Source organism: Staphylococcus sp. HMSC068G11, assembly GCF_001815825.1.
GTDB lineage: Bacteria > Bacillota > Bacilli > Staphylococcales > Staphylococcaceae > Staphylococcus > Staphylococcus epidermidis.
In genome coordinates, this window is record NZ_KV822090.1 from 260,897 (window position 1) to 275,372 (window position 14,476).

Here is a 14,476-nt window from a genome sequence, read left to right on the forward strand (position 1 = left end):
TATATAATGCGCATAATGATTAATAAGTAGGAGGCATTTAAAATGACTGAAGTAGATTTTGACGTAGCAATAATCGGTGCAGGTCCTGCCGGCATGACAGCAGCAGTATATGCATCACGTGCCAATTTAAAAACTGTCATGATTGAACGCGGTATGCCAGGCGGTCAAATGGCAAACACTGAAGAAGTAGAGAATTTTCCAGGATTTGAGATGATCACAGGCCCTGATTTATCTACGAAAATGTTTGAACATGCAAAAAAATTTGGTGCGGAATACCAATATGGCGATATTAAATCTGTTGAAGATAAAGGTGACTATAAAGTTATCAATTTAGGGAATAAAGAAGTAACAGCTCATGCAGTTATTATCTCAACTGGAGCAGAGTATAAAAAGATTGGCGTTCCTGGTGAACAAGAATTAGGAGGACGTGGAGTAAGTTATTGTGCGGTTTGTGATGGAGCATTCTTTAAAAATAAACGTCTTTTCGTAATTGGCGGTGGAGATTCAGCGGTAGAAGAAGGAACTTTCTTAACTAAATTTGCAGATAAAGTAACGATTGTTCATCGTAGAGATGAATTACGTGCACAAAACATCTTGCAAGAACGTGCCTTCAAAAATGATAAGGTTGACTTTATTTGGAGTCATACACTTAAAACAATTAATGAAAAAGATGGTAAAGTTGGTTCAGTTACACTTGAATCAACTAAAGATGGTGCTGAACAGACTTATGATGCCGATGGTGTATTCATTTATATTGGAATGAAACCACTCACAGCGCCATTTAAAAATCTTGGTATTACAAATGACGCAGGATACATTGTCACACAAGATGACATGAGTACTAAAGTACGAGGTATTTTTGCTGCAGGTGATGTTCGTGATAAAGGATTACGTCAAATTGTTACTGCTACAGGAGACGGTAGTATTGCGGCGCAAAGTGCAGCTGACTATATTACAGAATTAAAAGATAATTAAAATTTAACTCATTTTACACATAGCTAGAACATTGTTTGCGTCAAAGTATCGTCATCAATGATTCTAGCTTTTTTAATTACAATATAAGTATGTTACTTTGCATATTTGAGTGTGATAAGATGAATTTAATATAATGATATTGATTGAAGATTATAATTGGCGGTGACTTAAGAAAATGGCAAACAACGAAAAAGAAATGGGTAAAAGTGAATTGTTAGTTGTTACAGGTATGTCTGGAGCGGGTAAATCATTGGTGATTCAAAGTCTCGAAGATATGGGTTTTTTCTGTGTAGATAATTTACCACCTGTACTGTTACCTAAATTTGTAGAATTGATGGCTCAAGGAAATCCTTCATTGCAAAAAGTAGCAATTGCAATAGATTTAAGAGGTAAGGAATTATTTAAATCTCTAGTTAAAGAAATTGATATTATTAAAAGTCGCAATGACGTGATTTTAGATGTTATGTTTTTGGAAGCTAAAACAGAAAAAATTATTTCACGTTATAAAGAATCAAGAAGAGCGCACCCACTAAATGAACAAGGACAAAGATCATTAATAGATGCAATAAATGAGGAACGTGAACATCTATCAGAAATCCGAAGTATCGCTAATTACGTGATTGATACAACAAAATTAAAACCTAAAGAATTAAAGCAACGCATTTCAAAGTTTTATTTAGATGAAAACTTTGAAACATTTACTATCAACGTGACAAGTTTTGGTTTCAAGCATGGTATACAAATGGATGCTGATTTAGTTTTTGATGTCAGATTTCTACCTAATCCATACTATGTAGAGGAATTGCGTCCATTTACTGGTTTAGATGAGCCAGTGTACAATTACGTTATGAAGTGGAAAGAAACCCAAATATTTTTTGATAAATTAACGGATTTACTAAAATATATGATTCCTGGATACAAAAAAGAAGGTAAATCGCAATTGGTTATTGCTATAGGTTGTACGGGTGGACAACATCGATCAGTCGCATTAGCTAAACGTTTAGCTGAATATCTTAACGAGATTTTTGAATATAATGTTTATGTGCATCATAGAGATGCGCATATTGAAAGTGGAGAGAGATAATGAAACAAATGAACGTAGTACTTATTGGTGGTGGCACTGGACTTTCTGTCCTTGCTAGAGGCCTTAGAGAATTTCCAATAGACATTACTGCCATTGTTACTGTAGCGGACAATGGTGGGAGCACGGGGAAAATTAGAGATGTCATGGATATTCCAGCGCCTGGTGATATTCGTAATGTCATTGCTGCTTTAAGTGACTCGGAATCGATATTAACTCAATTGTTCCAGTACCGTTTTGGTGAAAATCAAGTAGATGGACATTCATTAGGTAATTTAGTTATTGCTGGAATGACTAACATTACCAATGACTTTGGACACGCTATTAAAGAGTTAAGCAAAGTTTTAAATATTAAAGGCCAAGTCATTCCTTCAACAAATACAAGTGTGCAACTCAACGCAGTGATGGAAGACGGTGAAATTGTACATGGAGAAACCAATATACCTAAAACACATAAAAAAATAGAACGTGTGTTTTTAGAACCAAGTGATGTTGAACCAATGAATGAAGCGGTAGAAGCTTTAGAACAAGCAGATTTAATCGTCTTAGGACCAGGTTCATTATATACAAGTGTTATATCAAATTTATGTGTCAAAGGCATTTCAGAAGCATTATTACGTACATCTGCCCCAAAACTTTATGTATCTAATGTTATGACACAACCAGGAGAGACTGATAATTATGATGTTAAAGAGCATATTGATGCACTTACTCGACAAGTTGGTGAACCATTTATTGATTTTGTCATATGTAGCTCAGAATCATATAGTAAAGATGTTTTACAACGATATGAAGAAAAGAATTCAAAACCAGTAGCAGTACATAAAGAACAATTAAAAGATAGTGGAATTAGAGTTTTAACGGCGTCTAATTTAGTTGAAATATCTAATGAACACTATGTCAGACATAACACAAAAGTATTATCAAAAATGATTTATGAACTTGCCTTAGATTTAACAAGTACAATTCGCTTTACTCCTAGTGATAAAAAGAAATAATTATAAGCGAAATCGTAGTTTATGATATGATAGCTTAAGTGTGTGTTTAGAATTAGAAAAACTTTACACCTCATTAGCGATACTATAAATAAGAATAGAAAAATGGATTAGGAAGGATGAGTGTTCAATGAGCTTTGCATCAGATATGAAAAATGAACTAACACGCATAGAAGTTGACGAATCAAATGCAAAAGCAGAGCTCAGTGCATTAATTCGCATGAATGGCGCGCTTAGTCTATCAAATCAACAGTTTGTAATTAATGTACAGACAGAAAATGCGACAACAGCTCGTCGAATTTACTCTCTTATCAAACGTATATTTAATGTTGAAGTTGAAATTTTAGTTAGAAAAAAGATGAAATTGAAAAAAAACAATATTTATATATGTCGAACAAAGATGTTAGCAAAAGAAATACTGAATGATTTAGGTATTTTAAAAGAGGGAGTTTTTACTCACGATATTGATCCGGATATGATTAAAGATGATGAAATGAAAAGAAGTTATTTAAGAGGGGCTTTCTTAGCAGGTGGTTCTGTAAATAACCCTGAAACATCTTCATATCATCTCGAAATTTTTTCACAATATGAAGATCATTCCGAAGGTCTTACTAAATTGATGAATAGTTATGAACTCAATGCGAAACATTTGGAACGTAAAAAAGGGAGTATTGCATATCTTAAAGAAGCTGAAAAAATTTCTGACTTTCTTAGTTTGATTGGTGGCTATCAAGCATTACTAAAGTTTGAAGATGTAAGAATTGTCCGTGATATGCGTAATTCGGTTAATCGTCTCGTTAATTGTGAAACAGCAAATCTTAATAAAACTGTTAGCGCAGCAATGAAACAGGTAGAAAGTATACAATTAATTGATGAAGAGATTGGCCTTGAAAATTTACCTGATCGTTTGAGAGAAGTAGCGAAGCTCAGAGTGGAACATCAAGAAATATCTTTAAAAGAATTGGGTGAGATGGTTTCTACAGGGCCTATATCTAAATCAGGTATGAATCACCGTTTAAGAAAGTTGAATGAATTAGCGGATAAAATAAGAAATGGTGACCAAATTGAATTATAAAAAATGAGATTTTAAGACTGAAATTACAAATAATCTCAGACATTAAAATCTCAACATTATTAAGCAACCCCCTCGAGAGGAATCGAACCTCTATTTTAAGAACCGGAATCTTATGTGTTATCCATTACACTACGAGGGGTAAATAGTGAAATAATCACATTTCTGTACGTCGTTCAATAATGACGGTACAATAAAAACGATAATTCTAGTTTACAAATGAAAAGGTTAAGCGTCAAATTGAATTTTTGATTAATAAGCTTAATCTTTGACCATTTTTGACTTTTAAGGTAAAATAATTTTAACAGTTATTATAAGGAGGAAAAATAAATGAATTTAATTCCTACAGTTATTGAAACAACTAACCGCGGTGAACGTGCGTATGATATATATTCACGTTTATTGAAAGACCGTATTATCATGCTAGGTTCTCAAATTGATGATAACGTAGCTAACTCTATTGTGTCACAATTATTATTCTTGCAAGCACAAGATTCTGAAAAGGATATTTATTTATATATTAATTCACCGGGTGGCAGTGTAACTGCTGGATTTGCTATTTATGATACTATCCAACATATCAAACCAGACGTACAAACAATCTGTATTGGTATGGCAGCGTCTATGGGTTCATTCCTGTTAGCAGCAGGTGCAAAAGGTAAACGATTTGCGCTACCTAATGCTGAAGTTATGATTCACCAACCTTTAGGTGGTGCACAAGGACAAGCAACTGAAATTGAGATTGCAGCAAATCATATTTTAAAAACACGTGAAAAATTAAATCGTATTTTATCAGAACGTACAGGTCAATCTATTGAAAAAATTCAACAAGATACTGATCGCGACAACTTCTTAACAGCTGCAGAAGCTAAAGAATATGGATTAATTGATGAAGTAATGGAGCCAGAAAAATAATAAAATAAACGTTGCATGATTATTGATTAATACACAAAACCCTAGTAGACGATAATGTATATTTTATCATTTGTCTACTAGGGATTTTATTTTAAATAATATATGAATGTAGATTTAGAATGCAATGATTATTTCTTTAAAACGATGAAATTTAACGTTTGGAGTGTTTTGATGATTGATACATGGTATTCAATGTTGTTGATAATAAAATGATTCCAACTGATATAAATAATATTGACATTAATATCATTGATAACGTACGTTCAAATGCAAATATACCATTTGCAATTAATAAAACACTCGCAATGATTAATAATATATATGTTAATTGAGTATCTTTCATTTTATACCCCTTCTTCTTACGATGTAATTCTTAAGCTTTAATTAAATCATCTAAAGCATTTCTTAAATTATTATACTTAAACTCAAAACCTAGTGCATGTAATTTATTTGGAAGTACTTTTTGTGTATCTAATATGACAGTAGACATCTGACCTAACACTGTACGGAGTATCAATTTAGGTGTCCACGTTTCATGTGGTTTATGCATCGCACGTGCTAAAGTATAACCAAATAAATTTTGTCTTTCAGGAATAGGTGCAGTTAAATTAAATGGACCTTCAGCGTTATCATGATTGATAGTAAATAAAATACCTCTAATTAAGTCATCGATATGAATCCACGAGTACCATTGTCTTCCAGAGCCGAGTTTTCCCCCAACATATAAACGATACGGAAGTTCCATCATTTCAAGAGCGCCACCATCGTCTGATAGAATAAGGCCGAATCGACCTAAAACGACACGTGTACCGAATTGCTTAAATTTATTCGCAAAACGTTCCCATTGGTATACAATTTCTGATAAGAAATCAAATGGAAGTGTTTGATATAACTCGGTATAACTTGTAAATAAATCTGGAGGGTAGTAGCCCATTGCACTTGCGTTAAATAAAACTTCTGGTTTGTGTTCACGTGTTTCAAAAAGTTCAAATAGTGTTTGCGTTGATTGAATACGACTAAGCATCATCGCTTGTTTGTGGGAAGGTGTCCAACGTTTATTCAACGTTGCACCAGCTAAATTAATAACAATATCTATGTCTGGTACTTGATGTTGCCATCCCTCTTTTGACCAGTTGATATACGTGATTTTGGGATGATTAGAAGTTTTATCCTGTCTGGTTAAAATTGTAATATGTGCATCGGTTTGTTTAATTTCATTGACTAAGTGTGAACCGACCATGCCAGTTCCACCAGTGATTAAATAGCGTTTCATAGTTTCACCTCGTCTGAAAATAAAAAGCTGTCATCTATTGATAGTTATTATTATTATTCATATTTTATACATTTTTTATCCAATAAGATGTCAAAGACTTTTTTTAATATGCATTTAAAATAAAAACAGATTAGTTATAATAAAATTGTACCTTCGATAATTAATTAAACATCTCTTAATTAGTATGAGTATACCCCATAATATACTGACGAAGGTAAATTTTGACTCCCTTTAGTAGTGGATCCGTGCGAGCAACGTATGGATCCTTTTTTTATTCTAAAATACATATACCCCATTTAATAGTAAATACTGTATAAAAGAGTACATTCTTAATATTGTTTATTCCGTAAAATAAAAGGTTAACGTGGTAATAAATTAAAGTATCTATGTTATAGCTATAGGAGTTTTTTTAATAATTAAAAAACGATAAAAAAAGAAGTTAAAACTAATTCTACTTTTTATACTTGTGAAATAGTTTCATTTTATATCACTATTTATTTTAAACTTTTTTAAATGACGTTGTGAATTATTTTGCACAAGTAAATGTAATAGGTAAATCTACGAACACTCGTGTTAAGATTTGATTAAGTTATTTAAAAATGATGTTAATCAATCAGTATGATGTTATCATGTATGAGATAATTAAATATAAAGTTGTATTGATTGATTAAACTCAAATATCACTATTATATAATCTCATTAGACTTTGTTATTTAATTATTACCAAAAGTTCTGTTGAAAATAATTTTAGGGAAATACTACTTTTAATTATTGAAAATAGTTAAGATTTGATTTTTTACAATGATTCAATAGTATTGTTTTTGAGATAAATTTAATGTTTAAGAATGAAAGAGAGGTAAACAAGATGAGCGGTATCTCCAAATTTATTAGTGCGATTGTAGTATTGCTATTATTAATAGGTTTAGCATTTGGTATTTACTCATTTGTCGATAGTTCAAAAAAAGGCAACGAACGACTCAATGATAAAACAACACAGCAAGAAAAGAAAAAGGACGATAAAGATAAAAAGGAAAAAAAAGACAAAAAATCGGAGGAAGAAAAAAAGAATAATACACAACAAACGCAACAAGTTCCTCAAACTCAACAAACGCAGCAAACTGTTCAAACGCCACAAAGACCTACGACTCAAACTCCGGTGAAACAAAATCCACAAACAGGAGAAAAGAGAGCAAAAGAGCCAAAAACTGACGAAAGAAAAAAATCTAGACAAGACAGTTCAAATTCTAAAGAAAGCCCAAGTCAAAAAGATCAATCGCCAACACAACAAAAGCCACAACAAAATAAATCTAACCAGTCATCAGCAAATCGTCAAAGCACCCAAAATAAATCAAATCAAACACAGTCAACCAGACCACAAAACAATGGAAATAGTGGCAATCAAAATGCTAGTTCAGGACAAAATACACAAAAACAAAATAATAACAATCAAAATTCTCAAAGCTCAAAAAAGGATTAATAAGAAAGAACATAAAAATTTCTGTAAAGTTCATCTTGTGACTATTCCTAAAAACAGGTTTAAGGTCACTTCAGTAAGTCATGATTTGTTCATTTTAATCTTTATTAACTCGAGTTAACCCAGTGGGTGGGACTTCGAATTCAAAATGAATTCAGTCCCACCCTTTTTATATTTATATAATCCAAAAAATTAGTAATGAAAGTAAGAATGAAATAAGTGAAATAGTTAAACAGCCTAACATACAGCCGCATCCTGAATGAGTGCAACTATAAGAATAAGTTTGATTAAAAGTTTTTAAATTTTGATTATTTTGAGATGAATTTTTATTAAAATAATCATCTCTTTTATATCTATCATCACTCGGATCTATAACTTCGATTTTTTCGTCAGAATGATTATAATTCGACATTGTTTTACCTCACTCTAGTTTTATTCATATTTAAATTATAGTTAATCATAACAACTAAATAAAACAAATGTATGAATAAAATTTAATTTGGGTAGAGTAATTTAAACAGCGAAGATTAATTAAATTACTATACAAGAATGAGGCCTATACTTTGTTTGTAATCGTTTTCCTTCAAACTTTTATAATTTAACTTAGAAAATGAGTGAATTCACTTGCAATTTATAATACGTAATAGTAGTATTGCAAGTGTAAAGAGGTTAGATTTTGTCCCAGGCGGGACTTAAAAAGTCAAAGCTTAGTTATGATTGCCTCTCAGGTACCTTTGTTACAAAGATATAAGGAGGAAGGTAGTAGTGAAAGACTTAATTAAAGTTCAACAAAAGCTTATACCTGATCTTATTGATAAGATGTATAGACGCTTTTATATTTTATCTACTATCTCTCAAAATCAACCTGTAGGAAGACGAAGTCTAAGTGAACATATGGATATGACTGAGAGAGTATTACGGTCTGAAACAGATATGTTAAAGAAGCAAGAATTAATTCGTGTCAAGCCTACGGGAATGGAAATTACTAATGAAGGTACTGAAGTATTAGCACAACTAGGTGAATACTTTAACGTTTATAGCGATGACCATAAATTGGCTAGAGCTATCAAAGATAAATTTCATATTAAAGATGTACATGTCATTCCAGGAGATTCCGATTCTAACCGAACTGTAAAACGTGAAATGGGTCAACAGGCTGGGCAACTTTTAGAAGGTATACTTTATGAAGATGCTATTGTATCTGTAACTGGTGGTTCAACAATGGCGTGCGTTAGTGAGTCGATACATTTATTACCTTTTAACGTATTCTTTGTTCCAGCTAGAGGTGGACTTGGAGAAAATGTCGTTTATCAAGCGAATACAATCGCTTCGAGTATGGCCCAACAAGCTGGTGGTTATTACACAACACTCTATGTCCCAGACAACGTGAGTGAGTCCACATACGATACGTTAATGTTGGAACCTTCTGTCATGCATACACTGGATAAAATCAAGCAAGCTAATATAACAATACACGGCATTGGTGATGCGCTGAAGATGGCGCATCGACGTCAATCATCTCAAGATGTGATTGATAACCTTCAACATCATCAAGCCGTTGGAGAAGCTTTTGGATATTATTTTGACGCTCAGGGTCAAATAGTTCATAAGGTCAAAACGATTGGCCTTCAGCTAGAGAATCTTGAGAACAAAGAGTTTATTTTTGCGGTTGCTGGTGGACAATCAAAAGGAGAAGCTATTAAAGCTTATCTTTCAATTGCACCGGAAAACACTGTATTGATTACAGATGAAGCCGCAGCAAAAGTCATTTTACAATAGTAATAAAAAGTTTAATACTTTTTAAATATCATTTTAAAGGAGGCCATTATAATGGCAATTAAAGTAGCAATTAATGGTTTTGGTAGAATTGGTCGTTTAGCATTCAGAAGAATTCAAGATGTAGAAGGTCTTGAAGTAGTTGCAGTTAACGACTTAACAGATGACGATATGTTAGCTCATTTATTAAAATACGATACTATGCAAGGTCGTTTCACTGGAGAAGTTGAAGTTATCGAAGGTGGATTCCGTGTTAACGGTAAAGAAATTAAATCATTCGATGAACCAGATGCTGGTAAATTACCATGGGGCGATTTAGATATCGACGTAGTATTAGAATGTACTGGTTTCTATACTGATAAAGAAAAAGCACAAGCTCACATCGATGCAGGTGCTAAAAAAGTATTAATCTCAGCTCCAGCTAAAGGTGATGTAAAAACAATCGTATTCAACACTAACCATGACACATTAGATGGTTCAGAAACAGTTGTTTCAGGTGCTTCTTGTACTACTAACTCATTAGCACCAGTTGCAAAAGTTTTAAGTGATGAATTCGGTTTAGTTGAAGGTTTCATGACTACAATTCACGCTTACACTGGTGACCAAAATACACAAGACGCACCTCACAGAAAAGGTGACAAACGTCGTGCACGTGCAGCAGCAGAAAATATTATCCCTAACTCAACAGGTGCTGCTAAAGCTATCGGTAAAGTTATTCCAGAAATCGATGGTAAATTAGACGGTGGAGCACAACGTGTTCCAGTTGCTACTGGTTCTTTAACTGAATTAACTGTAGTATTAGACAAACAAGATGTAACTGTTGACCAAGTTAACAGTGCTATGAAACAAGCTTCAGACGAATCATTCGGTTACACTGAAGACGAAATCGTATCTTCTGATATCGTTGGTATGACTTACGGTTCATTATTCGATGCGACTCAAACTCGTGTTATGACTGTTGGAGATCGTCAATTAGTTAAAGTTGCAGCTTGGTACGACAATGAAATGTCTTACACTGCTCAATTAGTACGTACATTAGCTCACTTAGCTGAACTTTCTAAATAATTGAAGCTTAACGGATAAGCACGTTATTTAAAGTTATAGCGTGAAGAGTGTAAAGCTCTTCTATACGTTCATAATTTGACTAGTGCTCTGTACTGTTTAATTAGATATATAAGCTTATGAGTAAGCGGGGAGCACATACGCTTCTCCGCTTATTTTTATATAAAGTTTTCCTATACGAAGGAGGAAATAGATAATGGCTAAAAAAATCGTTTCAGACTTAGATTTAAAAGGTAAAGTTGTTCTTGAGCGCGCTGATTTTAACGTTCCAATTAAAGATGGTGAAATCACTAATGACAACAGAATTGTTCAAGCATTACCAACAATCAAATACATTATTGAACAAGGTGGTAAATTAGTTTTATTCTCTCACTTAGGTAAAGTTAAAGAAGAAAGTGATAAAGAAGGACTTTCACTTAAGCCTGTTGCTGAAAACTTATCTAAGCAATTAGGTAAAGAAGTTATATTCGTTCCTGAAACACGTGGCGAAAAACTTGAAACAGCAATTGAAAACTTAAATGAAGGCGATGTTTTATTAGTTGAAAATACACGTTTCGAAGATTTAGATGGTAAAAAAGAGTCTAAAAATGATCCTGAATTAGGTAAATATTGGGCGTCATTAGGTGATGTATTTGTTAATGATGCATTTGGTACAGCGCACCGTGAACATGCGTCAAACGTAGGTATTTCTACTCATCTAGAAACAGCAGCTGGTTATTTAATGGAAAAAGAAATTAAATTTATTGGTGGCGTAGTGAATGATCCACAAAAACCAGTAGTTGCTATTTTAGGTGGCGCTAAAGTTTCAGATAAAATTAATGTTATCAAAAATTTAGTTAATATCGCAGATAAAATCTTAATCGGTGGCGGTATGGCTTATACGTTTATTAAAGCGCAAGGTAAGGAAATAGGTCTTTCATTATTGGAAGAAGATAAAATTGATTTTGCTAAAGACTTGTTAGAGAATAATGGCGATCAAATAGTATTACCTGTAGATTGTAAAATCGCTAAAGAATTTTCTAATGATGCAAAAATCACAGAAGTATCTATCAATGAAATCCCTTCAGATCAAGAAGCAATGGATATTGGGCCTAAAACAGTAGAATTATTTAATAAAGAATTACAAGGTGCACATACTGTAGTATGGAATGGACCTATGGGTGTATTTGAATTTAGTAATTTTGCTAAAGGTACAATCGGTGTATGTGAGTCTATTGCTAAATTGGAAGACGCTACTACTATTATTGGTGGTGGTGACTCTGCCGCAGCAGCAATTTCATTAGGTTTCGAAGATGACTTCACACATATCTCTACTGGTGGAGGAGCATCATTAGAATACTTAGAAGGTAAAGAATTACCTGGTATAAAAGCTATTAATGATAAATAAGTTTTTAAATACTTTGATGTGGGAATAAAACAACAGAAAGTTATTTTTGCTTTCAATGTTTATTTCGAAATAAGCAAGTATTTGGATAAAAGCTTACAAATTTAACACTAAAAATTAAGGAGTGTAATGAATGAGAACACCAATTATAGCCGGAAACTGGAAAATGAATAAAACAGTTCAAGAAGCTAAAGACTTTGTAAACGAATTACCAACATTACCTGATCCTAAAGAAGTAGAATCAGTTATTTGTGCACCAACAATCCAATTAGACGCTTTAGTAACAGCTGTTAAAGATGGTAAAGCAAAAGGGTTAAAAATTGGAGCACAAAACGCTTACTTTGAAGAAAGTGGTGCTTATACTGGAGAAACTTCACCAGTAGCATTATCTGAATTAGGTGTTAAATATGTAGTGATTGGTCACTCAGAGCGTCGTGACTATTTCCACGAAACTGACGAAGAAGTAAACAAAAAAGCGCATGCTATCTTCAATCACGGTATGACACCTATTATTTGTGTAGGTGAATCTGATGAAGAACGTGAAGCTGGTAAAGCAAATGAAATCGTAGGTAATCAAGTGAAAAAAGCTGTCGAAGGTTTATCAGATGATCAACTTAAAGAAGTTGTTATTGCATATGAACCAATTTGGGCTATCGGTACTGGTAAGTCATCTACATCTGAAGATGCAAATGAAATGTGTGCTCACGTACGTCAAACATTAGCTGACTTATCTAGTCAAGAGGTTGCTGACGCTACACGTATTCAATATGGTGGTAGTGTTAAACCTAATAACATTAAAGAATATATGGCTCAATCAGATATCGATGGTGCTCTAGTAGGTGGCGCATCATTAAAAGTTGAAGATTTCGTACAATTGTTAGAAGGTGCAAAATAATTATGGCAAAACAACCAACTGCCTTAATCATCTTAGATGGTTTTGCAAATCGTGAAAGTGAACATGGCAATGCAGTTAAGCAAGCACACAAACCTAATTTTGATCGATATTATGAAAAATATCCTACAACACAAATAGAAGCAAGTGGCTTAGATGTAGGTCTTCCTGAAGGTCAAATGGGTAACTCTGAAGTAGGACATATGAATATTGGTGCAGGACGCATCGTATATCAAAGTTTAACTCGTATTAATAAATCGATTGAAGACGGAGAATTCTTCGATAATACTGTATTAAATAACGCTGTTAAACATGTTAAAGACAATGACTCTGCACTTCATGTATTCGGATTGCTTTCTGATGGTGGTGTACACAGTCATTATAAGCATCTATTTGCTATTTTAGAATTAGCTAAAAAGCAAGGAATAGATAAAGTATATGTCCACGCATTTTTAGATGGTCGTGATGTTGATCAAAAATCTGCTTTGAAATATATAGAGGAAACTGAAGATAAATTTAAGGAATTAGGTGTAGGTCAATTCGCTTCGGTTTCAGGACGTTATTATGCTATGGATCGTGACAAGCGTTGGGATCGTGAGGAACGTGCATATAATGCTATTCGTAACTTTGAAGGTCCTACATTTACTTCAGCTAAAGCAGGCGTTGAAGCTAATTACAAAAATGATGTGACTGATGAATTCGTCGAACCGTTTATAGTTGAGGGCCAAAATGATGGTGTGAACGACGGTGACGCAGTAATCTTCTATAATTTCCGTCCAGATAGAGCAGCTCAACTTTCAGAAATCTTTACTAATAAAGCGTTTGATGGATTTAAAGTTGAACAAGTGGACAACTTATTCTACGCTACATTCACGAAATATAATGACAATGTAGATGCTGAAATTGTATTTGAAAAAGTTGACTTAAATAATACAATCGGTGAAGTTGCTCAAGATAATGGCTTGAAACAATTACGTATCGCTGAAACTGAAAAGTATCCACATGTAACATACTTTATGAGTGGTGGACGAAATGAAGAATTTGAAGGAGAACGTCGTAGACTCATCGATTCTCCTAAAGTAGCGACTTACGATTTGAAACCTGAGATGAGTGCATATGAAGTTAAAGATGCATTATTAGAAGAGTTAGATAAAGGTGACTTAGATTTAATTCTATTGAACTTTGCTAACCCAGATATGGTTGGACATAGTGGTATGCTAGAACCAACAATTAAAGCAATCGAAGCAGTAGATGAGTGTCTTGGTGAAGTCGTTGACAAAATTATTGATATGGGTGGTCATGCCATCATCACTGCAGATCACGGTAACTCAGATCAAGTGTTAACTGATGACGACCAACCCATGACGACACACACAACTAATCCTGTTCCAGTTATTGTAACTAAAGACGGTGTTACATTAAGAGAAACTGGACGCTTAGGAGATTTAGCGCCGACATTATTAGATTTATTAAACGTTAAGCAACCATCTGAAATGACAGGTGAATCATTGATTAAACATTAGTATAGATGCATTAAGGTTAAGAATTTACAGCAACGTATAGATGTTCAAATTTTC

At 33.4% G+C, this 14,476-nt stretch carries 14 protein-coding genes and 1 tRNA gene; 11 read left to right on the forward strand and 4 right to left on the reverse strand.

The window, feature by feature from the left end; all coding sequences use genetic code 11:
- Positions 1-42 precede the first annotated feature (42 nt).
- The 4 genes from trxB to whiA all read left to right on the forward strand — a co-directional run bounded on the left by trxB (position 43) and on the right by whiA (position 4,126).
- Positions 43-975 (forward strand): thioredoxin-disulfide reductase, encoded by a 933-nt coding sequence (trxB, locus tag HMPREF3058_RS07475; protein WP_002445954.1) that lies wholly within the window; start codon positions 43-45, stop codon positions 973-975.
- 175 nt (positions 976-1,150) lie between these two features.
- Positions 1,151-2,059 carry an RNase adapter RapZ gene (gene rapZ, locus HMPREF3058_RS07480; RefSeq protein WP_002491240.1) on the forward strand — a complete coding sequence of 303 codons (909 nt, stop codon included), beginning with the start codon at positions 1,151-1,153 and terminating at the stop codon, positions 2,057-2,059.
- Positions 2,059-3,054 (forward strand): gluconeogenesis factor YvcK family protein, encoded by a 996-nt coding sequence (gene yvcK, locus HMPREF3058_RS07485; protein ID WP_002491219.1) that lies wholly within the window; start codon positions 2,059-2,061, stop codon positions 3,052-3,054. Before rapZ ends, yvcK begins: the two co-directional genes overlap by 1 nt.
- Before the next feature lie 127 nt (positions 3,055-3,181).
- Positions 3,182-4,126, forward strand: coding sequence for a DNA-binding protein WhiA (gene whiA / locus HMPREF3058_RS07490; protein ID WP_002486659.1), 945 nt, complete (start codon positions 3,182-3,184; stop codon positions 4,124-4,126).
- Between the two features lie 67 nt (positions 4,127-4,193).
- Here the strand turns inward: whiA and HMPREF3058_RS07495 are convergent.
- Positions 4,194-4,265, reverse strand: a tRNA-Arg gene (locus HMPREF3058_RS07495).
- Positions 4,266-4,453: 188 nt separating this feature from the next.
- Here HMPREF3058_RS07495 and clpP point away from each other — a divergent pair.
- Positions 4,454-5,038 (forward strand): ATP-dependent Clp endopeptidase proteolytic subunit ClpP, encoded by a 585-nt coding sequence (gene clpP / locus HMPREF3058_RS07500; protein WP_001829659.1) that lies wholly within the window; start codon positions 4,454-4,456, stop codon positions 5,036-5,038.
- A gap of 151 nt (positions 5,039-5,189) precedes the next feature.
- Here clpP and HMPREF3058_RS07505 read toward each other — a convergent pair whose 3' ends face one another.
- Together HMPREF3058_RS07505 and HMPREF3058_RS07510 are read right to left on the reverse strand one after the other, a co-directional pair.
- The gene (locus HMPREF3058_RS07505) at positions 5,190-5,381 is read right to left on the reverse strand and encodes a hypothetical protein (RefSeq protein ID WP_002491241.1); all 192 of its coding nucleotides are present in this window, start codon (positions 5,379-5,381) and stop codon (positions 5,190-5,192) included.
- 30 nt (positions 5,382-5,411) lie between these two features.
- Positions 5,412-6,311, reverse strand: a complete 900-nt coding sequence (locus HMPREF3058_RS07510) for a TIGR01777 family oxidoreductase (RefSeq protein ID WP_002491224.1) — start codon at positions 6,309-6,311, stop codon at positions 5,412-5,414.
- Between the two features lie 865 nt (positions 6,312-7,176).
- Between HMPREF3058_RS07510 and HMPREF3058_RS07515 the strand changes: the two genes are divergently transcribed.
- A complete protein-coding gene (locus HMPREF3058_RS07515) occupies positions 7,177-7,788 on the forward strand; it encodes a DUF4887 domain-containing protein (RefSeq protein WP_002491243.1) in 612 nt (203 codons plus the stop codon).
- 172 nt (positions 7,789-7,960) lie between these two features.
- Here HMPREF3058_RS07515 and HMPREF3058_RS07520 read toward each other — a convergent pair whose 3' ends face one another.
- Positions 7,961-8,197 (reverse strand): hypothetical protein, encoded by a 237-nt coding sequence (locus HMPREF3058_RS07520; protein ID WP_002476210.1) that lies wholly within the window; start codon positions 8,195-8,197, stop codon positions 7,961-7,963.
- Positions 8,198-8,550: 353 nt separating this feature from the next.
- Between HMPREF3058_RS07520 and HMPREF3058_RS07525 the strand changes: the two genes are divergently transcribed.
- The 5 genes from HMPREF3058_RS07525 to gpmI all read left to right on the forward strand — a co-directional run bounded on the left by HMPREF3058_RS07525 (position 8,551) and on the right by gpmI (position 14,422).
- On the forward strand, positions 8,551-9,564 hold the full coding sequence (locus HMPREF3058_RS07525; RefSeq protein WP_002476209.1) for a sugar-binding transcriptional regulator: 1,014 nt from the start codon (positions 8,551-8,553) through the stop codon (positions 9,562-9,564).
- Positions 9,565-9,615: 51 nt separating this feature from the next.
- Entirely contained in the window at positions 9,616-10,626 is a 1,011-nt protein-coding gene (gap, locus tag HMPREF3058_RS07530; protein ID WP_001829667.1) for a type I glyceraldehyde-3-phosphate dehydrogenase, read from the forward strand.
- Positions 10,627-10,819: 193 nt separating this feature from the next.
- Complete coding sequence (gene pgk, locus HMPREF3058_RS07535) at positions 10,820-12,010, forward strand: phosphoglycerate kinase (protein ID WP_002445963.1); 1,191 nt, start codon at positions 10,820-10,822, stop codon at positions 12,008-12,010.
- A 130-nt stretch (positions 12,011-12,140) separates the two neighbouring features.
- The gene (tpiA, locus tag HMPREF3058_RS07540; protein WP_002476189.1) at positions 12,141-12,902 is read left to right on the forward strand and encodes a triose-phosphate isomerase; all 762 of its coding nucleotides are present in this window, start codon (positions 12,141-12,143) and stop codon (positions 12,900-12,902) included.
- A 2-nt stretch (positions 12,903-12,904) separates the two neighbouring features.
- Complete coding sequence (gpmI, locus tag HMPREF3058_RS07545) at positions 12,905-14,422, forward strand: 2,3-bisphosphoglycerate-independent phosphoglycerate mutase (RefSeq protein WP_002445965.1); 1,518 nt, start codon at positions 12,905-12,907, stop codon at positions 14,420-14,422.
- Positions 14,423-14,476: the final 54 nt, after the last annotated feature.